At 69.1% G+C, this 17,050-nt stretch carries 18 protein-coding genes; 11 read left to right on the top strand and 7 right to left on the bottom strand.

The annotated features are described in order from the left end of the window. The first annotated feature begins 52 nt into the window (after window positions 1-52). Both IEZ11_RS47900 and IEZ11_RS47895 read left to right on the top strand, forming a co-directional pair. Complete coding sequence (locus tag IEZ11_RS47900; protein ID WP_229713880.1) at window positions 53-1,936, top strand: tyrosine-type recombinase/integrase; 1,884 nt, start codon at window positions 53-55, stop codon at window positions 1,934-1,936. After that, window positions 1,872-2,324, top strand: a complete 453-nt coding sequence (locus IEZ11_RS47895; RefSeq protein ID WP_189269418.1) for a DDE-type integrase/transposase/recombinase — start codon at window positions 1,872-1,874, stop codon at window positions 2,322-2,324. The genes IEZ11_RS47900 and IEZ11_RS47895 overlap by 65 nt, the downstream gene beginning before the upstream one ends. 34 nt (window positions 2,325-2,358) lie before the next feature. Here IEZ11_RS47895 and IEZ11_RS47890 read toward each other — a convergent pair whose 3' ends face one another. From IEZ11_RS47890 to IEZ11_RS47880, 3 genes are read right to left on the bottom strand one after another with little or no spacing between them, the layout of a single operon-like run. Beyond that, complete coding sequence (locus IEZ11_RS47890) at window positions 2,359-2,760, bottom strand: DUF6009 family protein (RefSeq protein ID WP_189269403.1); 402 nt, start codon at window positions 2,758-2,760, stop codon at window positions 2,359-2,361. Further along, window positions 2,757-4,280: a DNA primase family protein gene (locus tag IEZ11_RS47885; RefSeq protein WP_189269402.1), complete on the bottom strand. Its 1,524-nt coding sequence runs from the start codon at window positions 4,278-4,280 to the stop codon at window positions 2,757-2,759. Before IEZ11_RS47885 ends, IEZ11_RS47890 begins: the two co-directional genes overlap by 4 nt. Next, window positions 4,277-5,395, bottom strand: coding sequence for a bifunctional DNA primase/polymerase (locus IEZ11_RS47880; RefSeq protein WP_189269401.1), 1,119 nt, complete (start codon window positions 5,393-5,395; stop codon window positions 4,277-4,279). Before IEZ11_RS47880 ends, IEZ11_RS47885 begins: the two co-directional genes overlap by 4 nt. A 576-nt stretch (window positions 5,396-5,971) precedes the next feature. Here IEZ11_RS47880 and IEZ11_RS47875 point away from each other — a divergent pair. The 5 genes from IEZ11_RS47875 to IEZ11_RS47855 all read left to right on the top strand — a co-directional run bounded on the left by IEZ11_RS47875 (window position 5,972) and on the right by IEZ11_RS47855 (window position 9,382). After that, on the top strand, window positions 5,972-6,679 hold the full coding sequence (locus IEZ11_RS47875; protein ID WP_189269400.1) for a hypothetical protein: 708 nt from the start codon (window positions 5,972-5,974) through the stop codon (window positions 6,677-6,679). Between the two features lie 102 nt (window positions 6,680-6,781). Continuing rightward, on the top strand, window positions 6,782-7,099 hold the full coding sequence (locus tag IEZ11_RS47870; protein ID WP_189269399.1) for a hypothetical protein: 318 nt from the start codon (window positions 6,782-6,784) through the stop codon (window positions 7,097-7,099). Between the two features lie 247 nt (window positions 7,100-7,346). Next, window positions 7,347-8,030, top strand: coding sequence for a hypothetical protein (locus tag IEZ11_RS47865; RefSeq protein ID WP_189269398.1), 684 nt, complete (start codon window positions 7,347-7,349; stop codon window positions 8,028-8,030). After that, window positions 8,027-8,254 carry a hypothetical protein gene (locus IEZ11_RS47860; RefSeq protein ID WP_189269397.1) on the top strand — a complete coding sequence of 76 codons (228 nt, stop codon included), beginning with the start codon at window positions 8,027-8,029 and terminating at the stop codon, window positions 8,252-8,254. The genes IEZ11_RS47865 and IEZ11_RS47860 overlap by 4 nt, the downstream gene beginning before the upstream one ends. Before the next feature lie 321 nt (window positions 8,255-8,575). Next, a complete protein-coding gene (locus IEZ11_RS47855) occupies window positions 8,576-9,382 on the top strand; it encodes a hypothetical protein (protein WP_189269396.1) in 807 nt (268 codons plus the stop codon). A 98-nt stretch (window positions 9,383-9,480) separates the two neighbouring features. On the opposite strand, the gene IEZ11_RS47850 is transcribed toward IEZ11_RS47855, so the two are convergent. Further along, the gene (locus IEZ11_RS47850; protein ID WP_189269395.1) at window positions 9,481-9,660 is read right to left on the bottom strand and encodes a hypothetical protein; all 180 of its coding nucleotides are present in this window, start codon (window positions 9,658-9,660) and stop codon (window positions 9,481-9,483) included. A 15-nt stretch (window positions 9,661-9,675) separates the two neighbouring features. Between IEZ11_RS47850 and IEZ11_RS52135 the strand changes: the two genes are divergently transcribed. The 3 genes from IEZ11_RS52135 (at window position 9,676) to IEZ11_RS47835 (ending at window position 11,529) form a co-directional block, all read left to right on the top strand. Then, window positions 9,676-10,191 carry a hypothetical protein gene (locus IEZ11_RS52135; protein ID WP_189269394.1) on the top strand — a complete coding sequence of 172 codons (516 nt, stop codon included), beginning with the start codon at window positions 9,676-9,678 and terminating at the stop codon, window positions 10,189-10,191. 263 nt (window positions 10,192-10,454) lie between these two features. Then, the gene (locus IEZ11_RS47840; protein WP_189269393.1) at window positions 10,455-11,027 is read left to right on the top strand and encodes a hypothetical protein; all 573 of its coding nucleotides are present in this window, start codon (window positions 10,455-10,457) and stop codon (window positions 11,025-11,027) included. A 328-nt stretch (window positions 11,028-11,355) separates the two neighbouring features. Further along, the gene (locus IEZ11_RS47835) at window positions 11,356-11,529 is read left to right on the top strand and encodes a hypothetical protein (protein ID WP_189269392.1); all 174 of its coding nucleotides are present in this window, start codon (window positions 11,356-11,358) and stop codon (window positions 11,527-11,529) included. Window positions 11,530-11,990: 461 nt separating this feature from the next. On the opposite strand, the gene IEZ11_RS47830 is transcribed toward IEZ11_RS47835, so the two are convergent. Next, window positions 11,991-12,488, bottom strand: coding sequence for a hypothetical protein (locus tag IEZ11_RS47830; protein ID WP_189269391.1), 498 nt, complete (start codon window positions 12,486-12,488; stop codon window positions 11,991-11,993). Between the two features lie 169 nt (window positions 12,489-12,657). On the opposite strand from IEZ11_RS47830, the gene IEZ11_RS47825 reads away from it, so the two are divergent. Further along, on the top strand, window positions 12,658-14,154 hold the full coding sequence (locus IEZ11_RS47825) for a hypothetical protein (RefSeq protein ID WP_189269390.1): 1,497 nt from the start codon (window positions 12,658-12,660) through the stop codon (window positions 14,152-14,154). Between the two features lie 103 nt (window positions 14,155-14,257). On the opposite strand, the gene IEZ11_RS47820 is transcribed toward IEZ11_RS47825, so the two are convergent. After that, entirely contained in the window at window positions 14,258-16,330 is a 2,073-nt protein-coding gene (locus IEZ11_RS47820) for an ATP-binding protein (RefSeq protein WP_229713878.1), read from the bottom strand. Between the two features lie 190 nt (window positions 16,331-16,520). Further along, window positions 16,521-16,859: a hypothetical protein gene (locus IEZ11_RS47815; RefSeq protein ID WP_189269389.1), complete on the bottom strand. Its 339-nt coding sequence runs from the start codon at window positions 16,857-16,859 to the stop codon at window positions 16,521-16,523. Window positions 16,860-17,050: the final 191 nt, after the last annotated feature.

Here is a 17,050-nt window from a genome sequence, read left to right as displayed (position 1 = left end):
CCGGTTCTACCTGGCCGGGCTGCTGTTCGGACGGGAGGCGATGGAGACGGCGATGGCTGAGGTCGCGGTGGTCTCGGACCGCTGGGGCTACCGCAGCCAGAACCGTGAGGACGGCCGCTACCGGCTGCCAGGGGTGCTGGCCCAGGCCCTGCTGATCAACCGCAGCCCCCGCCTCGAGGACCTGACCACCGAGGCGTTCGCCCGTCTGCAGGCCCACCCGGCCACCGGCACCCGCTATGCGTCCGGGTTCTACGCACTGCAGAAGGTCATGGCCGATCTCGGGCACTGCCGGGCCCCGGTCCGGCCCGGCTTCAACCACGCTCCGGTCCTGGCCGGAGTCCCCGAACCGTGGTCCACCTGTCTGCAGCGCTGGCACGACACCTCCACGCTCACCACGGCTGTCCGCAACAACATCCGCACGAACATGGCCAAGACCGGCCGCTGGCTGGCCGCCGAGCATCCCGACGCCGTCGATCCGGCCCACTGGACGCGGTCGACCTGCGCGAACTGGGTCGCCGCAGTCGACAAGATGGCCGTCGGGGACTACGTCCAGCGCGTCGACCACCTCCACGGGCGTCTTGGCGATCCGATCGCCCCACGGACCAAGTCCCACATCCTGATGGGCACCCGCACGTTCCTGCGGGACCTGCAGGAATGGGAATGGATCCCCAGGCGCTTCGACACGAACCGGGCCCTGGCGGTGCCCCGCACGGTCGCCGCCCTGATCTCCACCGACCCTCGCGTCATCGCGGACGAGATCTGGGCCAAACTGCTGTGGGCCGGACTCAACCTTCAAGCCCCAGACCTTCCCGGCACTTCCGCCGGCAGCTACTACCCCCTGGAACTGATCCGCGCTCTCGCTCTGACCTGGCTGTTCTCCGGCCTGCGCAGTGACGAGATCTCCCGGCTCCGGGTCGGCTGCGTCCGCTGGCAGCACGAGGGCCAGCCCATCGACGGCGCCTCCCGCGAGGTTCTGGCCGAGCAGGCCGTCTGCCTCCTCGACATCCCGGTGAACAAGACCAGTACGGCCTTCACCAAGCCCGTCGACCCGATCGTCGGCCAGGCCGTCGAAGCCTGGCAGGCCCTGCGGCCCACCCAGCCCGAACGCCTCGACGCCAAGACCAATGAGCGCGTTGACCTGCTCTTCTCCGTCCGGGCCCACCCGGTCGCGAAGAACTACATCAACCGCACCCTGATCCCCGCGCTCTGCGAGAAGGCCGGAGTGCCCACCTCCGATGTCCGCGGGAACATCACCAGCCACCGGGCCCGATCCACCATCGCCAGCCAGCTCTACAACGCCAAGGAGCCGATGACGCTCTTCGAGCTGCAGGCATGGCTCGGACACCGCAGCCCGACCAGCACCCAGCACTACGCGAAGATCACCCCGAACACGCTGACCAGGGCCTACACCGAAGCCGGGTACTTCTCCCGCAACCTGCGGACCATCGAAGTGCTCGTCGACCGGGACGCCGTCGCCTCCGGCGCCGCCGCGGGCGGCGAGCCCTGGCAGCACTACGACCTCGGCCACGGCTACTGCACCTACAGCTTCTTCGAACAGTGCCAGCACCGCATGGCCTGCGCACGCTGCGACTTCTACACCCCGAAGGACTCCACCCAGGCCCAACTCCTCGAAGCCAAGGCCAACTTGCAGCGGATGCTCATCTCCATCCCGTTGACCGACGACGAACGCGCCGCCGTCGATGACGGCCAGGTCGCCCTCGACGCACTCCTCGACCGACTCTCCGAGGTACCCACTCCCGCCGACCCCAGCCCTCGCGACCTGAACCGGCCGACCGCCTCCGCACTGCTGCCGATCGTCGAGGTCCGACAAGGCACCCGCTGTCGAAACCCCAGCTCACAGATTCCACAGAATCGCCACCGTCATCGACCTGTTCTCGCGCTGCCTGCTCGGCTACGCGACGGGAACACGCCATGACGCCGAGCTGGTCGTGGCGTCCTTGAACATGGCCGCGGCCACCCGTGGCGGTGACGTGAAGGGCGTGATCTTCCACAGCGACCGCGGCAGCGAATACGGGTCCTCGCGCTTTCGCCGGGCCTGTCGCCGCCTGGGCGTGACCCAGTCCTTGGGCCGCGTCAGGTCGTGTTTCGACAACGCCATCAGCGAGGCGTTCAACAGCGTGCTCAAGGTCGAGTACGTCCACCGGCACACGTTCACGATCCGCACCTCGGCCCGGCTCCGGATCACGACCTGGATCACCGGCTTCTACAACACGCACCGACTACACCAGCGTGTGCGAATATCAGAGTCCGATCGACTACGAGTACAACCACGAGCCAACTCCGCCTTGGAGCTGGCCGCTTAGAAGATCTCCACAGTTCGAGGGGATTGACAATCCACTACAGCGGGAGCTGTATGCCGAGTTCCTGCATCGCGGCCGAGGGCGGGCCGCCTTCGGAGCGTTCGGTCTTGTAGCCCTTGACGCGGGGTTCGAGGGTGCGCGGGTCGACGGCTTCGGCGGGGGCACTCTTGGCGTACAGGCCGTCGGGGTCGCTGTTGCGGTCGTGGGGCAGGAGCCAGAAGACGCGGCGGCGGAAGGTACCCGACGCGCGCGAGGACTTGGCGTCGGGGCCGAGGTTGGCGTAGCCGATCATGCGGCCGTCGCGGCGGTAGGGGGGCTTGCCCTTGCGGGTGGGCAGGCGGTCGATGCTCTGGCGGACGTAGTCGAGTTCGTCGATGTCCTCCAGCCACACGATGTCGGTCTCGTGGCTGATCTCGTCCGCGCTGATCAGGGAACTCATGCGCCGGCTTCCCTCTCTTCGTCGGTGAGCAGTCCGATGCCCGGGTAGTACTTGCGCTGGTTGGACACTTTCATACCCTTGGGCGAGACCAGCCCGACCAGCTCCCTGGTGCGGGCGGCGAACGCACGCGAGGACATGACCTGCGCGCCTTCATTCTGGCACCAGGTGGTGTAGGCGGCGTAGAGCGCCGTCTGCTCGGCCCGCAGGTCGGGGCTCAGGCGGCAGCACTCCTCGTAGAAGCGGCCGGTGTGGTCCTCGGTCTCCGCGTACGCGGTCGTCGCGATGCGGACGCGTTCGGGGCCGGTGAGGTCGCGGCCGCCGGCGAGGTAGCGGCGGGCGCCGTCGATGAGCCAGCCGAGGATCCCGGGGCCTTCCTCTATGACGAGGAGGTCGGCCAGGTTGTCGATCTTGCGGTCGTCGGGGACGACGCGCGCGAACGGGATCAGGCGCATGCGGCGCCAGAACGCGAAGCCTCCGGTGCCGACTTCGGGTTTGTGGTTGCCCAGCAGCCAGAGTTTGTGGGTGGGGCTGAAGCTGAAGGGGTCCTGGCGCATACGGCGGGCTTTGATGCGGTCGCCGCCGGTGAGGAGTTTGACGCGGGCCTCGTCGAACTTGTCGCCGGGTTTGATCTCCGAGCAGACGTAGACGCGGCGGCCGTGGAGCTCGGCGAGGTCGGTGGGGTGGCCTTCGAACGGCTTGGCCATCAGGAATCCGGGCGGGGCCGCGTCCGCGTAGTCGCCGAGCAGCTTCATCATGACGTCCAGCAGAACGGACTTGCCATTCTTGCCGGTGCCCCACAAAAAGGGCAGGATCTGGGCGCCGACGTCGCCGGTGATCGAGTAGCCGAGCAGCAGGTGCAGGTAGTCGATCATTTCCTGGCCTTCGGCGTCGTCGCCGAAGGTGTCGGCCAGGAAGCGCATCCAGCGGGGGACGGGGGTCTGCTGGGGGCCGACGGTGGTGGAGCGGGAGTGGAAGTCCTTGTTCGGGTCGGGAGCCGTCAGTAGTCCGCTGCGCAGGTCGACGACTCCCTTGGGGGTGCACAGCGCGTAGGGGTCGGCGTCGAGGCGGTCGGCTGCGAGCACCATGCCGGGGGCGGAACGGGCCTGGGTGAGCATGGCATTGATGCCGCTGGTGGACATGGCCCGGGTGCGGTGCTTGTGCAGGGCGGTGGTGGTGAACAGGCCACGGGGGTCGTGGGTTGCGATGTTCTCGGCGAGGTCGCCGGCGGCCCACTGGATGGTGTCGTCCTCGTCGATCTGCCAGCGGGTGGTGTCCCACCGGAACCAGCCGATCTTGGGGACGTGCCGGTAGTCGTTGGCGTAGAGCCTGACGAAGAGCTTGGCCATGCCGCGGTCGGTCAGTGTGTCCGGCAGCAGGCCGTTCGCGGTCGCCTGTCCAGCGGGACGCTCGGTAACGGCCTGCGTGGGGAGGGAAACGGCGGCCGCGGCCTGGTCACGGATCTGAGCAGCGACGGCTTCGGGGTCGAACTCGAAGAGCGTCTCGTTACCGGGGGACGTCACGAGCGCCTCCCCGTGGCGTGGAGGGGCTTTTGCCGGCCTGCGGCGAGGCCGCTGCGGATGATCTGTTCGCTGCGCAGGTCCTGGCCGGGGCGGGCGGCGGCTGCGGCTTCCTTGAGTGCTTGCACGGCATCCGGCTCAGCGAGGCGGCCTGCCGCGATGAGACCGCCGAGGGTGAAAGCGGCCCGGTTGAGGGCGTCGGAGAAACCAGCCCCTTCGCTGACTTGCCCGCAGGCCTCGACGGGCGCCAGAACCGCAGCGAGGGCACGCTCGGCTGATCCGTGGGCGCCGCCGCCAGCGGCCAGGACGGCCTGCCGGGCGCGCGGCGGCACGGGGCGGGGAGCGGGGATTGCCGGTGCGGGCAGGTGCCCGGTGCGGGCGAGTTCCTGGGCGAGCCACAGCGGGAGCGCGGCAGGTTCGCGGACGTCGTCGACCGGGGCGTAGGTGCCGTGCTGGGTGGTGGTGCCGGGGGCGATGATGTAGCTGCCGTGCGCGCGGATGTCGACCTGCCAGGCCAGCGCGCGGCCGGGGCTGGAGCCGGCGGAGGACTTCCAGGGGCGGTTGCCGGTGGCCCGGTACCACACGTGCAGGCCGCCGGAGGGAGTGCGCACCCGCAGGGTGGTGGTGTCGTCGGCGGGGCTCCGCTGACCACGCAAGGCAGCGAGGACGGCGAGGGTGTGGAAGCCAGTGGCGAGGCCGGTGAGGTCGACCTGGTCGCCGATGGGGATGCCAGGCAGGATCCGGTCACGCACGGGCGGCTCGGCGCCGTGAGCGTCGATGTCGATGACGACGAGTCCGGCGGGCCCGCAGGACACGCCGATGCCGAACTCGGGGTGCTGCCCCCACCACTGGTGGATGCGGTCGCCATTGAGGGTTGCCGCGTGGAAGGAGTGGCACCAGCGGCCTGCGCGCAGGCAGGGGCAGTCCGCCGGGGAGTGGGCGTTGTCTCGGCAGGTGGTGCAGTTCGCGGCTGGAGTTTTCCGGCCCGCGGCCAGGGGGTGAACAGGCCAGCCCCGGCGGGCGCACTCCATAGCGGTCGCCAGCGATGCAGCGACCGAAGGCTTGCGAAGGACATGGGCCTGCGAGTCGCTGCGGGGAAACTGCAGCTCAGCAGACATCTGCACTCCCTACCAGCGACCGAAGCGACTCAACGACGGACACAGACTAGCGAACCGAGCCGGTGTGTTTGTGCAGCACATGCGGAACAACGGTGGTGCCGCGCTGGCCCTGCGCCCACCGAACCACGCCGGAGCGACTCAGCAAGCAGCTCAGCGACCAAGGAGATTTCGGTCGCTGCCCTCTGCAACACAGCAAAGGGCCAGTTCAGAGCAGTCTTCAAACCAAAACAGCGACTGAAGCGACTGAAGCTCGACATATGCAACGCACACGCGCACACAGTGTCTGCGGCCATATATGCGCAACTCAAGTCGCTTCGGTCGCTTCCACCGGATGAACAGCCTTCTGAACTGCGGTTTTCCTTCAGCCACACAGCAGCGACCGAAGAGTCGCTGCGTCGCTGGCCCCTTCAGTCGCTGCTCGGATCGACAAGCGACCCAAGCGACGGAAGCGACTGAGTGTCGGACACGGCGAGCCCGCCCTGCTGGCGGGCGGTTGAAGTGTCGTCCGCCCAGCGTCCTGCTGGCGTTGTCAGACCCCAACGGTTGACTGGCACGGACACCACCAGGAGATCGATCATGCTCAAGCTCGTGCACAACAGTCCGCGAAGCTGGTTACAGCACTACCTCAACCAGACGCCCATCCCCGCCGGGGCACCAAAAGGCACGGGGTACGTCTACGTACTCGAGGTCACCGGCCCCACGTCGTACGTCAAGGTCGGCGCAACCAGCCAGCCACGGAGCCGCTTCGAGGCGCTGGGCTCCGACGCCCACCGACTCGGCTCGGCCGTGACCCGGGCGTGGCTCTCCCCCGCGCACCCTGCACACCACAGCACCGAAGCCCATGCCCTACGGGCCTGCCGGGCGCATTCCTCCGCAGCCACGCCACGCGGCGAGTACTTCCCGCATCTCACCTTCGAAAGAGCACGTCGCGAAACGATCAAAGCCGTCCTCGGCTTCCACGACAGACCGCGCGCCATGCCCACCACCCCAGTAGCAGGACTTCACGAGCCGCTTCCCGCCCACGTCCGGCGCCTCCTTGCCCCAACTCCGCAGGAAGCTGAGCAGCGGCTGCGTTACCGCTTTGCCCAGGGAAGCCACCGCACGCGTTTCCTCAGACGCGCAGAGCCATCACCCACTTCCCTCCCCCGGGAAACAGATCCACTGCTGGAAGAGCTGATCCGCCGCTTCGTTCAGCCTCCAGCCTCCATGCCAGACCTCGCCACTCACCGGCACACCCGCCTCCAGGCCGCCGCCCAATCGCTCGTCAGCGACCCAAGCGACTGACGACAGGGGTCTGTTTGGGCAACGCGACTCCGACGGCCCCTGCCGGGGCCGAGTCCCCAGGGCCGACCGCAACCTGCGGAGAACGAGAGGACAGCCAAGTCGTTGCCCGTCTCCAACAGCGGCATCGTTCGTGGTCACAGCTGGACCAAGCGCACCGTCGAGACATGCCCCACCATGGGGTACGGGCGAGTCCCTGCCGGTGGCCGAGTCACCTTCACCATCGACAAGGACGCTCTCCCGAACTCCCCCCGCGAGCGCTTCGACCAGGCGCTCAACGTCACCCTCAACTCCGTCATCTTCCGCTCCAGCGGACAAAACCTCATCACCACCGGCGCCTACACCCAGATGGCCTCCCGCCTCCTCGAACCCGGCCCCCTCGCCCTCGCCGTCCTCGCCGTACGCGGACGCATCAAACGGTGAGGACCTCCTTGCCCTACACAGTGTGACTGACGCCACATTCCTCTCGCCAAGATTCATTGCCGATCGGACCAGTTCTCGGGATTAGAGGTGAAAACCGCGAACCTCGAAGGAGTACACCGCCATGACCGCCACGAGCGTCCCAGTCCCTGCTTCCCTCCCCGACCGCCTTTCGACGGCCATGGTCGCCTGGAGGGCCGGCGAGTGCACAACACCTCGTCCCCCGGTAGTGACCGCGAGGAACGGGGCGGTGCTGGCTGGGAGTGCCCCTGACGGAGTGTGCCTGCTGCACGAGCTCGTCTCCGACCTGGTGTTCACGGGACCCGGTTCGGAGCCGGCGGCCGAGTTGGTGGGGGTACTCAGCGCCCGTCAGGACACACTCAACAGTCCGCGCCCGGATCTGGCAGAGCTCGTTGCTGCGCGGGCTCTCCTCCTGCCCCGCAGCCAGCGGTGGACGAAGGCGGTGGAGTCCGCGCTGATCGGGACCTGGAGCGACCCTCTGTGGGACACCGGGTTCCTTCCCCTGTCCGCGCTGGGCGCGCTGAGGGCGGAGGCACGTTCTGCCCACCGGGAGTTGGTACCGATCTGGCGGCGACGCACCCGGCACGGGCGGGTGCTGTCCCTGGACGCCGACCTCGGCGGGCTGTCGCTCCACGACCTGGTCGTCGCCGACATGAACCTTCTCAGCCGCACGGCGGGCGGGGTGTTCGAGGACGAGCGCCTCAACGCCGTGCTGCGCGCACTTACTTCCTCGGAGCGCGCGGTCGTGTTCGCGTATGCCGAGGGCGAGGGATCCACCTGGACCGAGGCGGCTTCAGTCGCCGGCGCCACCGACCCGAAGGCCTTCGGGGAAAGCGTGCGCCGCAAGGTCAAGCGACTGGCCGCCGAACAACGCCGCCGCGGCCTGCTGCGGGTCGCACCGCCCGCACCGTGACCGAGCCGGGGGCGTGGCTGAACACTCGCAACGTTGACGACGTCCCCGGCTACCTCCTGGCCGCCGAACACCTCGCCAAGAACCTCGACAAGCCCGAACACACCGCCGCGCTCGCAGGCGTCGTTGACGGCTTCATCCAAGCAGCCATCAACACGTCCGAAACTGCCAAAAACGAAACGCAACAGACGCCAGAGAATCAGGGAAGCACACCCGACCAGAAGTAGCCCCCGGAGCCCGGGATTGTGCCGAACTCTGCAGAGATGTCACGGTGTTGGGTGGCTCCGCAGGCATAACCTGGAGGTCTGGCGGGTCGGGCGCTGGAGCCTCCTGCCCGCCGTGCGCACCGTCGGATTGAGTGAGTGGGGGCGATTGTGTTGGGCGACGACGACAGGCGACAGAGCTCTGCGGGCAACAACGGCATCGTGATCAACGGTGGCACCGCCCAGGTGGGCAACCAAGCCGTAGGAGCGGGCTCCCAAGTCCACCAGTTCGTCCCGCCGGCCAACTCATTCCGGTCGGATACCGTCCGCCTGCTGGAAGTGATCGTGCGCCTTCAGCAGATGGTGGAGATGCACCGCTGGGAACTCGCCGAACCCGAGCTGGTCGGCGAGATGCTTCACCGCATACGCGTGGAGATCGACCAGCCAGACCCGTCGCCGGAATTGCTGCGACCCCTCATCGCACGCCTGTACGTGCGGATCCAGGAAGCGCCACCGCTGGTCGTGGCTGTGCAAGAGCTTGAGCGCACCCTCCGGGACATGTTCGAGTACGCGGCTGCCGGGCCCGACCGTTCTCAGGCGCCCGCGGCCAGGGCACCCGAGCCGGAGCCGGCTTCGGTCCCGGTCACGATCTACCTGTCCGACGAGGCTCCGCACGCCGACGTCCAGGCCGCCGTGGAAACCCTCCTCGCCACCGTCGGCCTTGAGGTCCTCGACCGCGAAGACCCCATCCTCGGATCCTGGTTCCGCCGCATGCGGGCCACCCTCTCCCGCGCCGCACGGTCCCGAGCCGTCCGCGAGGGCGCCCTGACCGCCGCACACATCGCCGACGCACGCCTGCTCCTGCCCCTGGACGCGGCGAACACCGCGACCATGATGCAGAACGTCGGACCGCTCCTCACCTCCCTGCAACCGACCAAGGACGCGGTCGTACGCATCGGCGCCGTCCTCGTCGTCAAGGTCGACTGGCAGGTCCACGTCCTCCAGCTCACCGCAGCCCAACAGGCGACCCTGGACCACCGCCCCCAACTCGCCACCTCACCACGCGACGTGATCAGCGCCATCGGCCTGCTCAGCGCCTCAAGCAGCCCCACACCAGCGGACTCGAACGCACGAACAGCCGCCGACCGCTGATCCAGGGCCCGCCCAGGGCATCGCAGCCCGTGCTGACCCAGGCCCCAGCTTCGGACGGCGACCGGTCCCCGGCCGGCGAGCCGCGTCCGGCCGGGCCCTCAACTGGGGACGCTCTCTTCCGCCATCTTCTCGTCGAGGCCACACAGCAGCGCATGCATGTTCAGCAACGCCGGCAGCAGGTACTCCTCCCGGAAGGAGTCGTAGAACGCCTCATGGCATACCGCGTGGCGATTGTGCTGGTCACGTACGAGAGTGCTGCTCTGGAACGTATCGGCCATGGACCGGATCACCAGGTGCGCGCTCGCCTGGACTCCCTCACCCCCCAGGCCGAGGCCGGGATCGCCGACGCGTTCAGCCGCGCCCTGGACGCGGTCCGCTTCCCCGGCGCCGAGGCCGCCGAACGCGCCCGCCGCGAACGGGCCGTCACCGTGCGGGCCGGTCTCGCCTACGCCGAGACCCGCCGCCGCCAGGACCACCTGCACCGCCTCGCCCGCGACGGCGCCGAGCCCGGCGAACGCGCCGCGGCCCTGCGGAGCCTGGCCGACCTACGCGAGGAGAGCGCCGAGCGGTACGACGAGCTCGCCGTCCTCGAACCCGACCACGCCGAGGCCCACCGCACCGCCGCTGCCCAGGCCCGCGACCACGCCGCCCACGACCGCGAGTTCGCGGCCCTCCTCGCCCGGCAGGACACCCCCGCCCCGCACCGTGACCCGGATCACACCGCGTCCCGGAGATTCATTGCCGGTGGCGCCGCTTCCCGGGACCGAGAGGTGAAGCATCCCCTCCCGCAAGGAGCAGCCAGGCCGTGACCTCCCAGAATTCCGCATCAGCCCAAGCCAGTTACCACGGCTTCCCCGGACCGCGCGCCGGAACCGAGGAGGCGTTCGTCGTCGCTACGACTGACGGCGTCCGTCTGACAAAGCGAAGCGAAGTGCGCCGCGACCGCAACACGCAGGTACAGCACTGGTACGGGAAGGGGGCCCACCTGAGTCCCGACGGCCCTCCAGACCTCGTTGCGGCCCTCGGGGCCCGCGGTATGACCTGTGGTGCGTGGCCGCCCAACGGCCTTGTCGTGACTGCCGACACCTACGAGGACGTCATGACGGACTCCTCCGATCGCGTCACCGCCAGGGTGTTGGTGCTCCCGCGCAGTGAGCGGTGGCGGGAGGCGGTGTCCACCGCCCTGCTGGGCCCCTGGTGCGATCCGCTGTGGCAGACCGGGTACCTGCCGACCACAGCACTCGGCGCCCTGAAGGCGGAGGCCCGCGCGCTGCACCACCAACTGGTGCCGGTCTGGCGGCACGGGACCCGAGCCGGGCGGGTGCTGTCGCTGGACGCCGACCTCGGCGGGGTGTCACTGTACGACCTAGTCGCCCCCGACCTTGACCTGCTCGCTCGCACGACGGACGGCGTGTTCGCGGACGATCGGCTCAACCGCGTGCTGCGCCGCCTGCATCCGGCCGAGCAGCGGGTGGTGGTCGCGTACGCCGCGCGCGAGGGAACCACCTGGACCGAGGCCGCCGCGCACACTGGCGCCACCGACCCGAAGGCCTTCGGCGATCGGGTCCGGCGTAAGGTCAACCGGCTCGTCGCTGAACAGCGCCGCCGGACAACGCAGCGCCGCCCGGCTCCTCCGATGGCCTGACACAGGCTCACACCTCCTTCTGCCGGGCCTAATCACCCGAGCCGCCCCTGTGACTCCTGCCACGTGCGGGCGGGTTGCGCAGCTAGGCCCGGCACCGGCCAGCGGGCCGGTCCCTCGCACCCGGACGCAGTGAACGTGCAGACCAGCGCCCGGCCGAGGGGCCGATGGCTGCCGCCATCACCCGTGCGATCGCACGGACTTGCGCGGCTTACCCCCCGATCCCACACACTCCGGGCCCTGTCGGAGTCTCACCCCGCGCGAAGAGGGGTGAGCACCCTCCACCTCGCATGCGAGACGCGCATGCCCGAACCCACGGGAGAGATCCGTCGTGTCCACGCTCGCCCTGCTCGTCGCCGTCCTGCTCGGCCTGGCCTTCGTCCTCGTCCCCAGCGCCCTCGCGTACCTGGCGTACCGGCACCCCGCCGCCCGCGGCCCGCTCGGCATCGGCATCGCCGCCGTGGCCGCCCTGGCCGCGATCGTCATCCCGATCGCCCTGCACTGAGCCCGCGCTGGGCCACCTCCGCTCACCTTCTCGCCGGCGACGCCAGTGACCACTCGGGCGGCCACCGCGACATCGAGGACAGCAGGGCGGCCGGGGTGCGCAGTGGGCCAGGACGGCCTTCTCCTGGTCGACGGGGAGGGCGGTGTCGGTGCGCCACGCGAGGGTGAGCAGGTCGAACTGCGCCTCGTTGGCGAAGGACACCACGTCGGGCCGGCAAGCGGCCGCGGGAGCGGTGGTGGGGAGGTCTCGCCGAGGCGGTAGCGCAGGCCTTGCGCCGCGGTGGCAGCGTCCGCGAGCGCGCCGAGGGGAAGGCGCCGGGGCGGTCCGCGAGGACGGCGGCCGCGGCGAGGTGAGACGCGCCGAACTCCCGCCAGTGGAAGGCGGCCAGGAGCGCGGGCACGGGCGAACTCGGCGAGGTGGCCGGGCGCCCGCGCCCGGGATGTGCTCGGCGCTCGCCCGCATCAGGGACAGCCACAGGTCCTCGTCGAAGCCAGCGTCCGCGAAGCCGCCTGCGCCGGCCAGGGCGGCAGGCCGGCCGCGAGCGCGGCGCGCCACAACCCGGCCGCCGCGGCCGGCCGTGCGCCGGCGTCGGGTGGGACGGGACCGTCGGCGCGCGGGGTGAGGAAGGCGATCGCGGCCAGCAGCTGGCCGGCTGCCTCCGCTCTCCCGCTGCCGGTGGCCAACTCGGCCCTCAGGGCGGCTGGATCGCCCAGGGCGGCGGGGCCGGCCAGGAGCGCGGCCGCCGTATGGACGGCGGCGCCGGGCGCCGCTGCGGGATCGGCGCCGCCCAGCGCGGCGAAGAGCTCGGCGCGGTCCAGGGCGGCAAGCACCTCGCGGTCGAAGGGTCCCCACCGCAGCCAGGAGGCGGCTGGCGACGGCCGGCCGGGAACGAGACCGTACAACGCGGCCCGGCAAGCGGCGGCGAAGGGGGGCGTAGCGGACAGGGCCTGCAGGCGCACCCCGATCACGGTGGCCCCGCGTCCTGGTCCTCGCGCGCGGCGGGCGCGCCGCGCCCAGGGGCCTTCGCGCGACGGGCGAGGGCCAACAGGCGAGGCTGTCCTGTGAGTCGGTCCGGGCGCGGAAAAGCCCGTGGCCGGGCCCCGGGCAAGCGGCGCAGAATGTTCTGTCATGAGTCCGCTCCGCCCGTACCCCATGTCCGACCGCGAGTACGTCCAGCGGGTGCGCCGGCACCCGCCGAGCTCGCTGCTCCCCCTGATCGCCGCGACGAGCGGGAACCTTCCGACGCCGCGGGAGATGCGCGGACACTCGAAGGCGAGCACCCACGGGCCCTGGGCCCTCGCCGACGTCGCCTGGGTTTCCCTGACCCGCGGCAACGAGCACCGGGGCAAGCCGGCCACCGAGGCGGATCTGGACGAGATCCTCGACTACTACTTCGCGCTGGGCGAGCCGATGCGGCGCGAACCGGCCGGGCAGCGGCTGGAGGGCTTCCTGCTCCGCCTGGCCGGCCAACAACTCGTCTGGCAGGAGCCGGAGTTCTACGAGATCTCCCGCTCCATCGCCCTGCTGAAGCAGACCACGCCCACGAAGGCGCTCAAGGTGGTGGAACCCGGCTGGGACTCGAAGCTGCTGGGCTGCTCTCTCACGGACTACGTCGGCGTCGCCCAGCTGCTCTTCGCCGCCGCCACACAGATGAACGGGCGCTTCGACCCCGCGTGGCTGGAGGGCGACCTGGACGCCTTCGACGGCCTCACCACCCCCGGCGCCCTCGCCGCCATCATCGACCGCCACTTCGCCACCAACGCCCAGACCTTGAAGGACGAGGAGGCCGTGGCCGCCGCCCAGGCCCGGGCGGCCGGAACTCCCGCCCTGGACCCGGCCCTGCGCCGCTTCTCCTACAATCCGCTGCGCGGCCGCCCCGTCGTCACCGGATACGGCCCCGGATACCTCATACCGGTCCCCGCGGCCGCCATCGCGAAGGCCAGCCCGCTGGGCCTCTACTTCACCGGTCTCGAAGGCCTCGGCCAGTACTTCGCCGACGACCTGGGCGAGCTGTTCGAGCAGTACGTGGGCCGCCAGCTGCGTCTGCTGCCCGACGCCACCGTGCATTCCGAGGTCGTCTACACCGAGCAGAGGAACGTGAAGAAGAGCGTCGACTGGATCGTCGTCTTCGACGACCTGGTGCTCCTCGTCGAAGTGAAGTCCGTGCGGCCGACCATGCAGATGCGGCTCGGCCCGAAGGACTTCGCCACCGAACTCACCACCAAGCTCGCGAAGGCGGTCAGCCAGATCGACAAGACCGCCGCGCACATCACGGCCCGCACGACGGAGTTCGCGCACATCCCCGCCGACCGGCCGGTCCTCGGCATGGCCGTCACCATGGAGCCCTACCACATGATCAACGAGTCGATGTTCCGCTCCGTGCTCCCTGCGGGCACCGTGCCCACGACGATCGCGTCGATCGGCGAGGTGGAAGACGCCGTCACCGTCACGGACACCTCGCTGTCCACGATTCTCATCACCAGCGCGCAGGCCCCGGGCGGCTGGTCCCTGCGCGCCGCGCTCGGTGACCGTACCCCGGCGGAGAACCCGATCCTCGCCCAGGCCTGGGAAGCAACACCGCTCGCGAAGCCCGAGACCCTGCCCTCGGTCACCGCCCAGATGTGACCCTCGCCCCTGGCCGCGGGTGGGGGTTAGGGGGATCTTCGGCGTGCCGAGGACGGCTCGGGCCACAGGTTGCTGGTGCTGCCGGGCCGAACGCGGCCAGGTCTCACACGCCGTCTGCGGACGCGGTGTCGGACTGGTCTTCCGAAGCCAGGGACTCCGGGATGAAGCGGGAGTAGCTCTCGCGTAGGTGTTGCGTGACCCGGTCGTCGGTGGCCTCGTAGTTCAGCTGTCGCTGGAAGAACAGCAGCTTCTTCTCCGCCGCGTCCAGGATCTCGCCCCAGTTCTTGACCCAGACCTCGTACTCGTGATGGTCGTCGGCGAGGCCCTCTGGCTTGTCCTTCTGCCGGATGTCGCGGTGGATCTTGTCCGAGTACTCGTAGGTGACAAGGTAGAAGCGCCACTTGCAATTGGTGCCCTTGTACTGGGGGTCGTCGACGATGGCTCGGGCGTAGCCCGTGACCTGGTCGAGTTCCTTCTTTCCGACCTTGACGGTGGGGCGCTTGAGTTCGACGACAAGGCGTTCTGTAGAGCTTTCGTCGCGTCGGCTGCGGAACAGCAGGATGTCCACCCGGCCGGTGCGCCCGTCTGGCTGTGTGACGGTGTCGAGCCGGTTCTCCAGGACCACATCCTCACCGAGCTGTTCCACAAGGTGAGCTTGGAGCACGTTGGTGAGACCAACCTCGGGCATGGCCATGTTCCAGTCCTCGCCGAACAGCCAGAGGTTCTGGGAGATCATGGGATGCAGTTGGTCGACTTCACGGAGGTCCTTGCGCAGGTGGGGGTCAGCAAGGATCTTCCGCAATATGCCGATGAAGTTCAGGCGGTTCGTGACGGTCGTGGCGGCACCGATGACATGGGTCAGATCGGTGCTGTCCAAGAGGTTCTTCAAGTGCCGGCGGTCGTCGTCGCTGAGGGCGAGGACCTTTTCCAGGATGGTGTGAAGGTCTCCCGGACTGCTCTCCAGCGCAGTCTGAATGAGACTGACGGAAAGTCGGCGGGCTGCGCCCCTGGCCGGCAGAGCGTCACGGGCGACGGTGACCACCACGTCGAAGGTCTGGCGTTCGATCACCTGCGTGCGGCTCGTGGGCTGTCCCTCATAGGGATAGATGCCCTCCTCCTTGAGCTGCCGCACTACCTCCGCGGAGATCTGCGCACCGCGGAGGGCCAGGTACTCCTGGACGGCCTTCGCGGCCGCGTCCAGCAGTCCACCGTGGGACATGGGCAGGCCATGGAGGTCATCGACGGAGATGTTGTTGAACAAGTTGGACCGTAGGTAGGGCGTGAAGCTGACGATGCTGTCGGTCCACTCCCGGCCCTGCTCGTACAGGGCGATGCCGTCAGCGTTGCAGATGAGCATCCTGCGGTCGCTCATCCGCTGGTTCCACTCCACGAAGGTCACGACTGGGGCCGGGTCCTCGTGGGCGTACTCCTCGGGCAGTTCCAGCGGCAGGTCGACGGGTTCGCCGACGATGATGTCGCTGGGGTCCAGCCGCTTGCCGTCGAACGTCACACGGACGTCGGGATAGGCCCTGAGATAGAACGCCAGCTTCGCGGTGAGGTTGGCGGCAGCGTCCTGGCGTTCCAGGCCGCGCAGCGTCTTCCCCTGGGGAATGTCGATCCGGACTTTCGTACCCGTCGTGTCGCGGGTGGGTGCCGTGGGGACAACCCGCCAGATGGTGGCATGGTCTGCGTCGCCATCGGCTCGAACTCCGACCAGCTCTTCGTCGACTTCAGCAACCGACTCCCACGTGAACCGGTTCCCCAGGGCGAACGCGTACAGGCGCCCCTCGCCATTACGGCCGTGCAGGATGCGCGTGTTGCCTTCGGTGTGCGTTTTGCCCGTCTTCCAGGTCTCGCCATATCCCTCGAATGCCGCGCGCGCCCGTTTCAGGGTCATCCCGTCACCGTTGTCGGTCACCACAATCTGGGTGATGGCGTCCCAGTCACGGCGCAGCTCCACCTCGACCTCGGTCGCGTTCGCGTCCAACGCGTTCCACACCAGCTCCGCGACGGCGGCGATCTGGGGTTTCTTGGTGAACTGAAGGATTTTCGCCTCGCCGACCGACAGCTGGAACTCTGCGGTGTATGGCCCGGCTTGCGACGGCACGGCGACACTCGCCAGCCCAACTCCCGCAGGAGAGGCCCCTACCACTGCGTCGTGATCCCCCATAGACATGGCCTGACGGTACCTGTTACGCACGTTAAGTTACATATCGCGTCCCGTTCCGGCTGCCGTGAGCGATCGCGCCGCCTCAGCGCACCGCGATGAGGATGACGATGGTGGCGCTGAGCGCGCGGTTGAGGCCGAGCAGCCGCTCCCCGGCCGTGCCGTGGAGCTCATGCCTGCAGGCGGACGTCGATCCCGCCTAATGCCACCACCGGCCCGCCTCGGTCATGCTGATGGCGAGCCGGTCTGTGGCGGCCGTGTCTTGGCCTACCAGGCACGGCAGCAGCGTGCCGAGGTCAGTGAGGAAGTCGCTCCGGCGTTGCGTGGCCAGACGGGGCAGGAGGACGTCCAGGATCTCGTCGACGGTCGACGGCAGATGGTGGCCGGCGAGGTGCTCGGCGAGGTCGGCGAGGATATGCCGACCGAGTGCCCTCACGTTCTGTCCGTCGATGACGAATGCCTCCTCAGCGATCGCGCGGAGCAGGGGCGGCTGTTCGGGGACGGGCAAGCGGCGGACCGCGCGGAGGGCAGCGTCCACTCCCAGGCGTTCTACCCCGTCGCGCTTCAGTTGCTCGCGGGCCCGGCGGAGGTCGTCGATCCCCTGCGGGGTGTCGACGACCGTTCTGGTCTCTAGGACGTGTCTCTCAACTTCGTTGGGGCATGAGGGGTTTCGCCGGTGCTCGTAGACTCATGACGTGGCATTCATGAGCACCCCGCACTGCTGCTTCC

Origin of the sequence: Streptomyces fuscichromogenes (assembly GCF_014645815.1) — a bacterium.
In the GTDB taxonomy this organism is placed as follows: Bacteria; Actinomycetota; Actinomycetes; order Streptomycetales; family Streptomycetaceae; genus Streptomyces; species Streptomyces fuscichromogenes.
The sequence above is the reverse complement of the archived record's forward strand: the minus strand, read 5'-3'. Positions and strand labels throughout refer to the sequence as shown.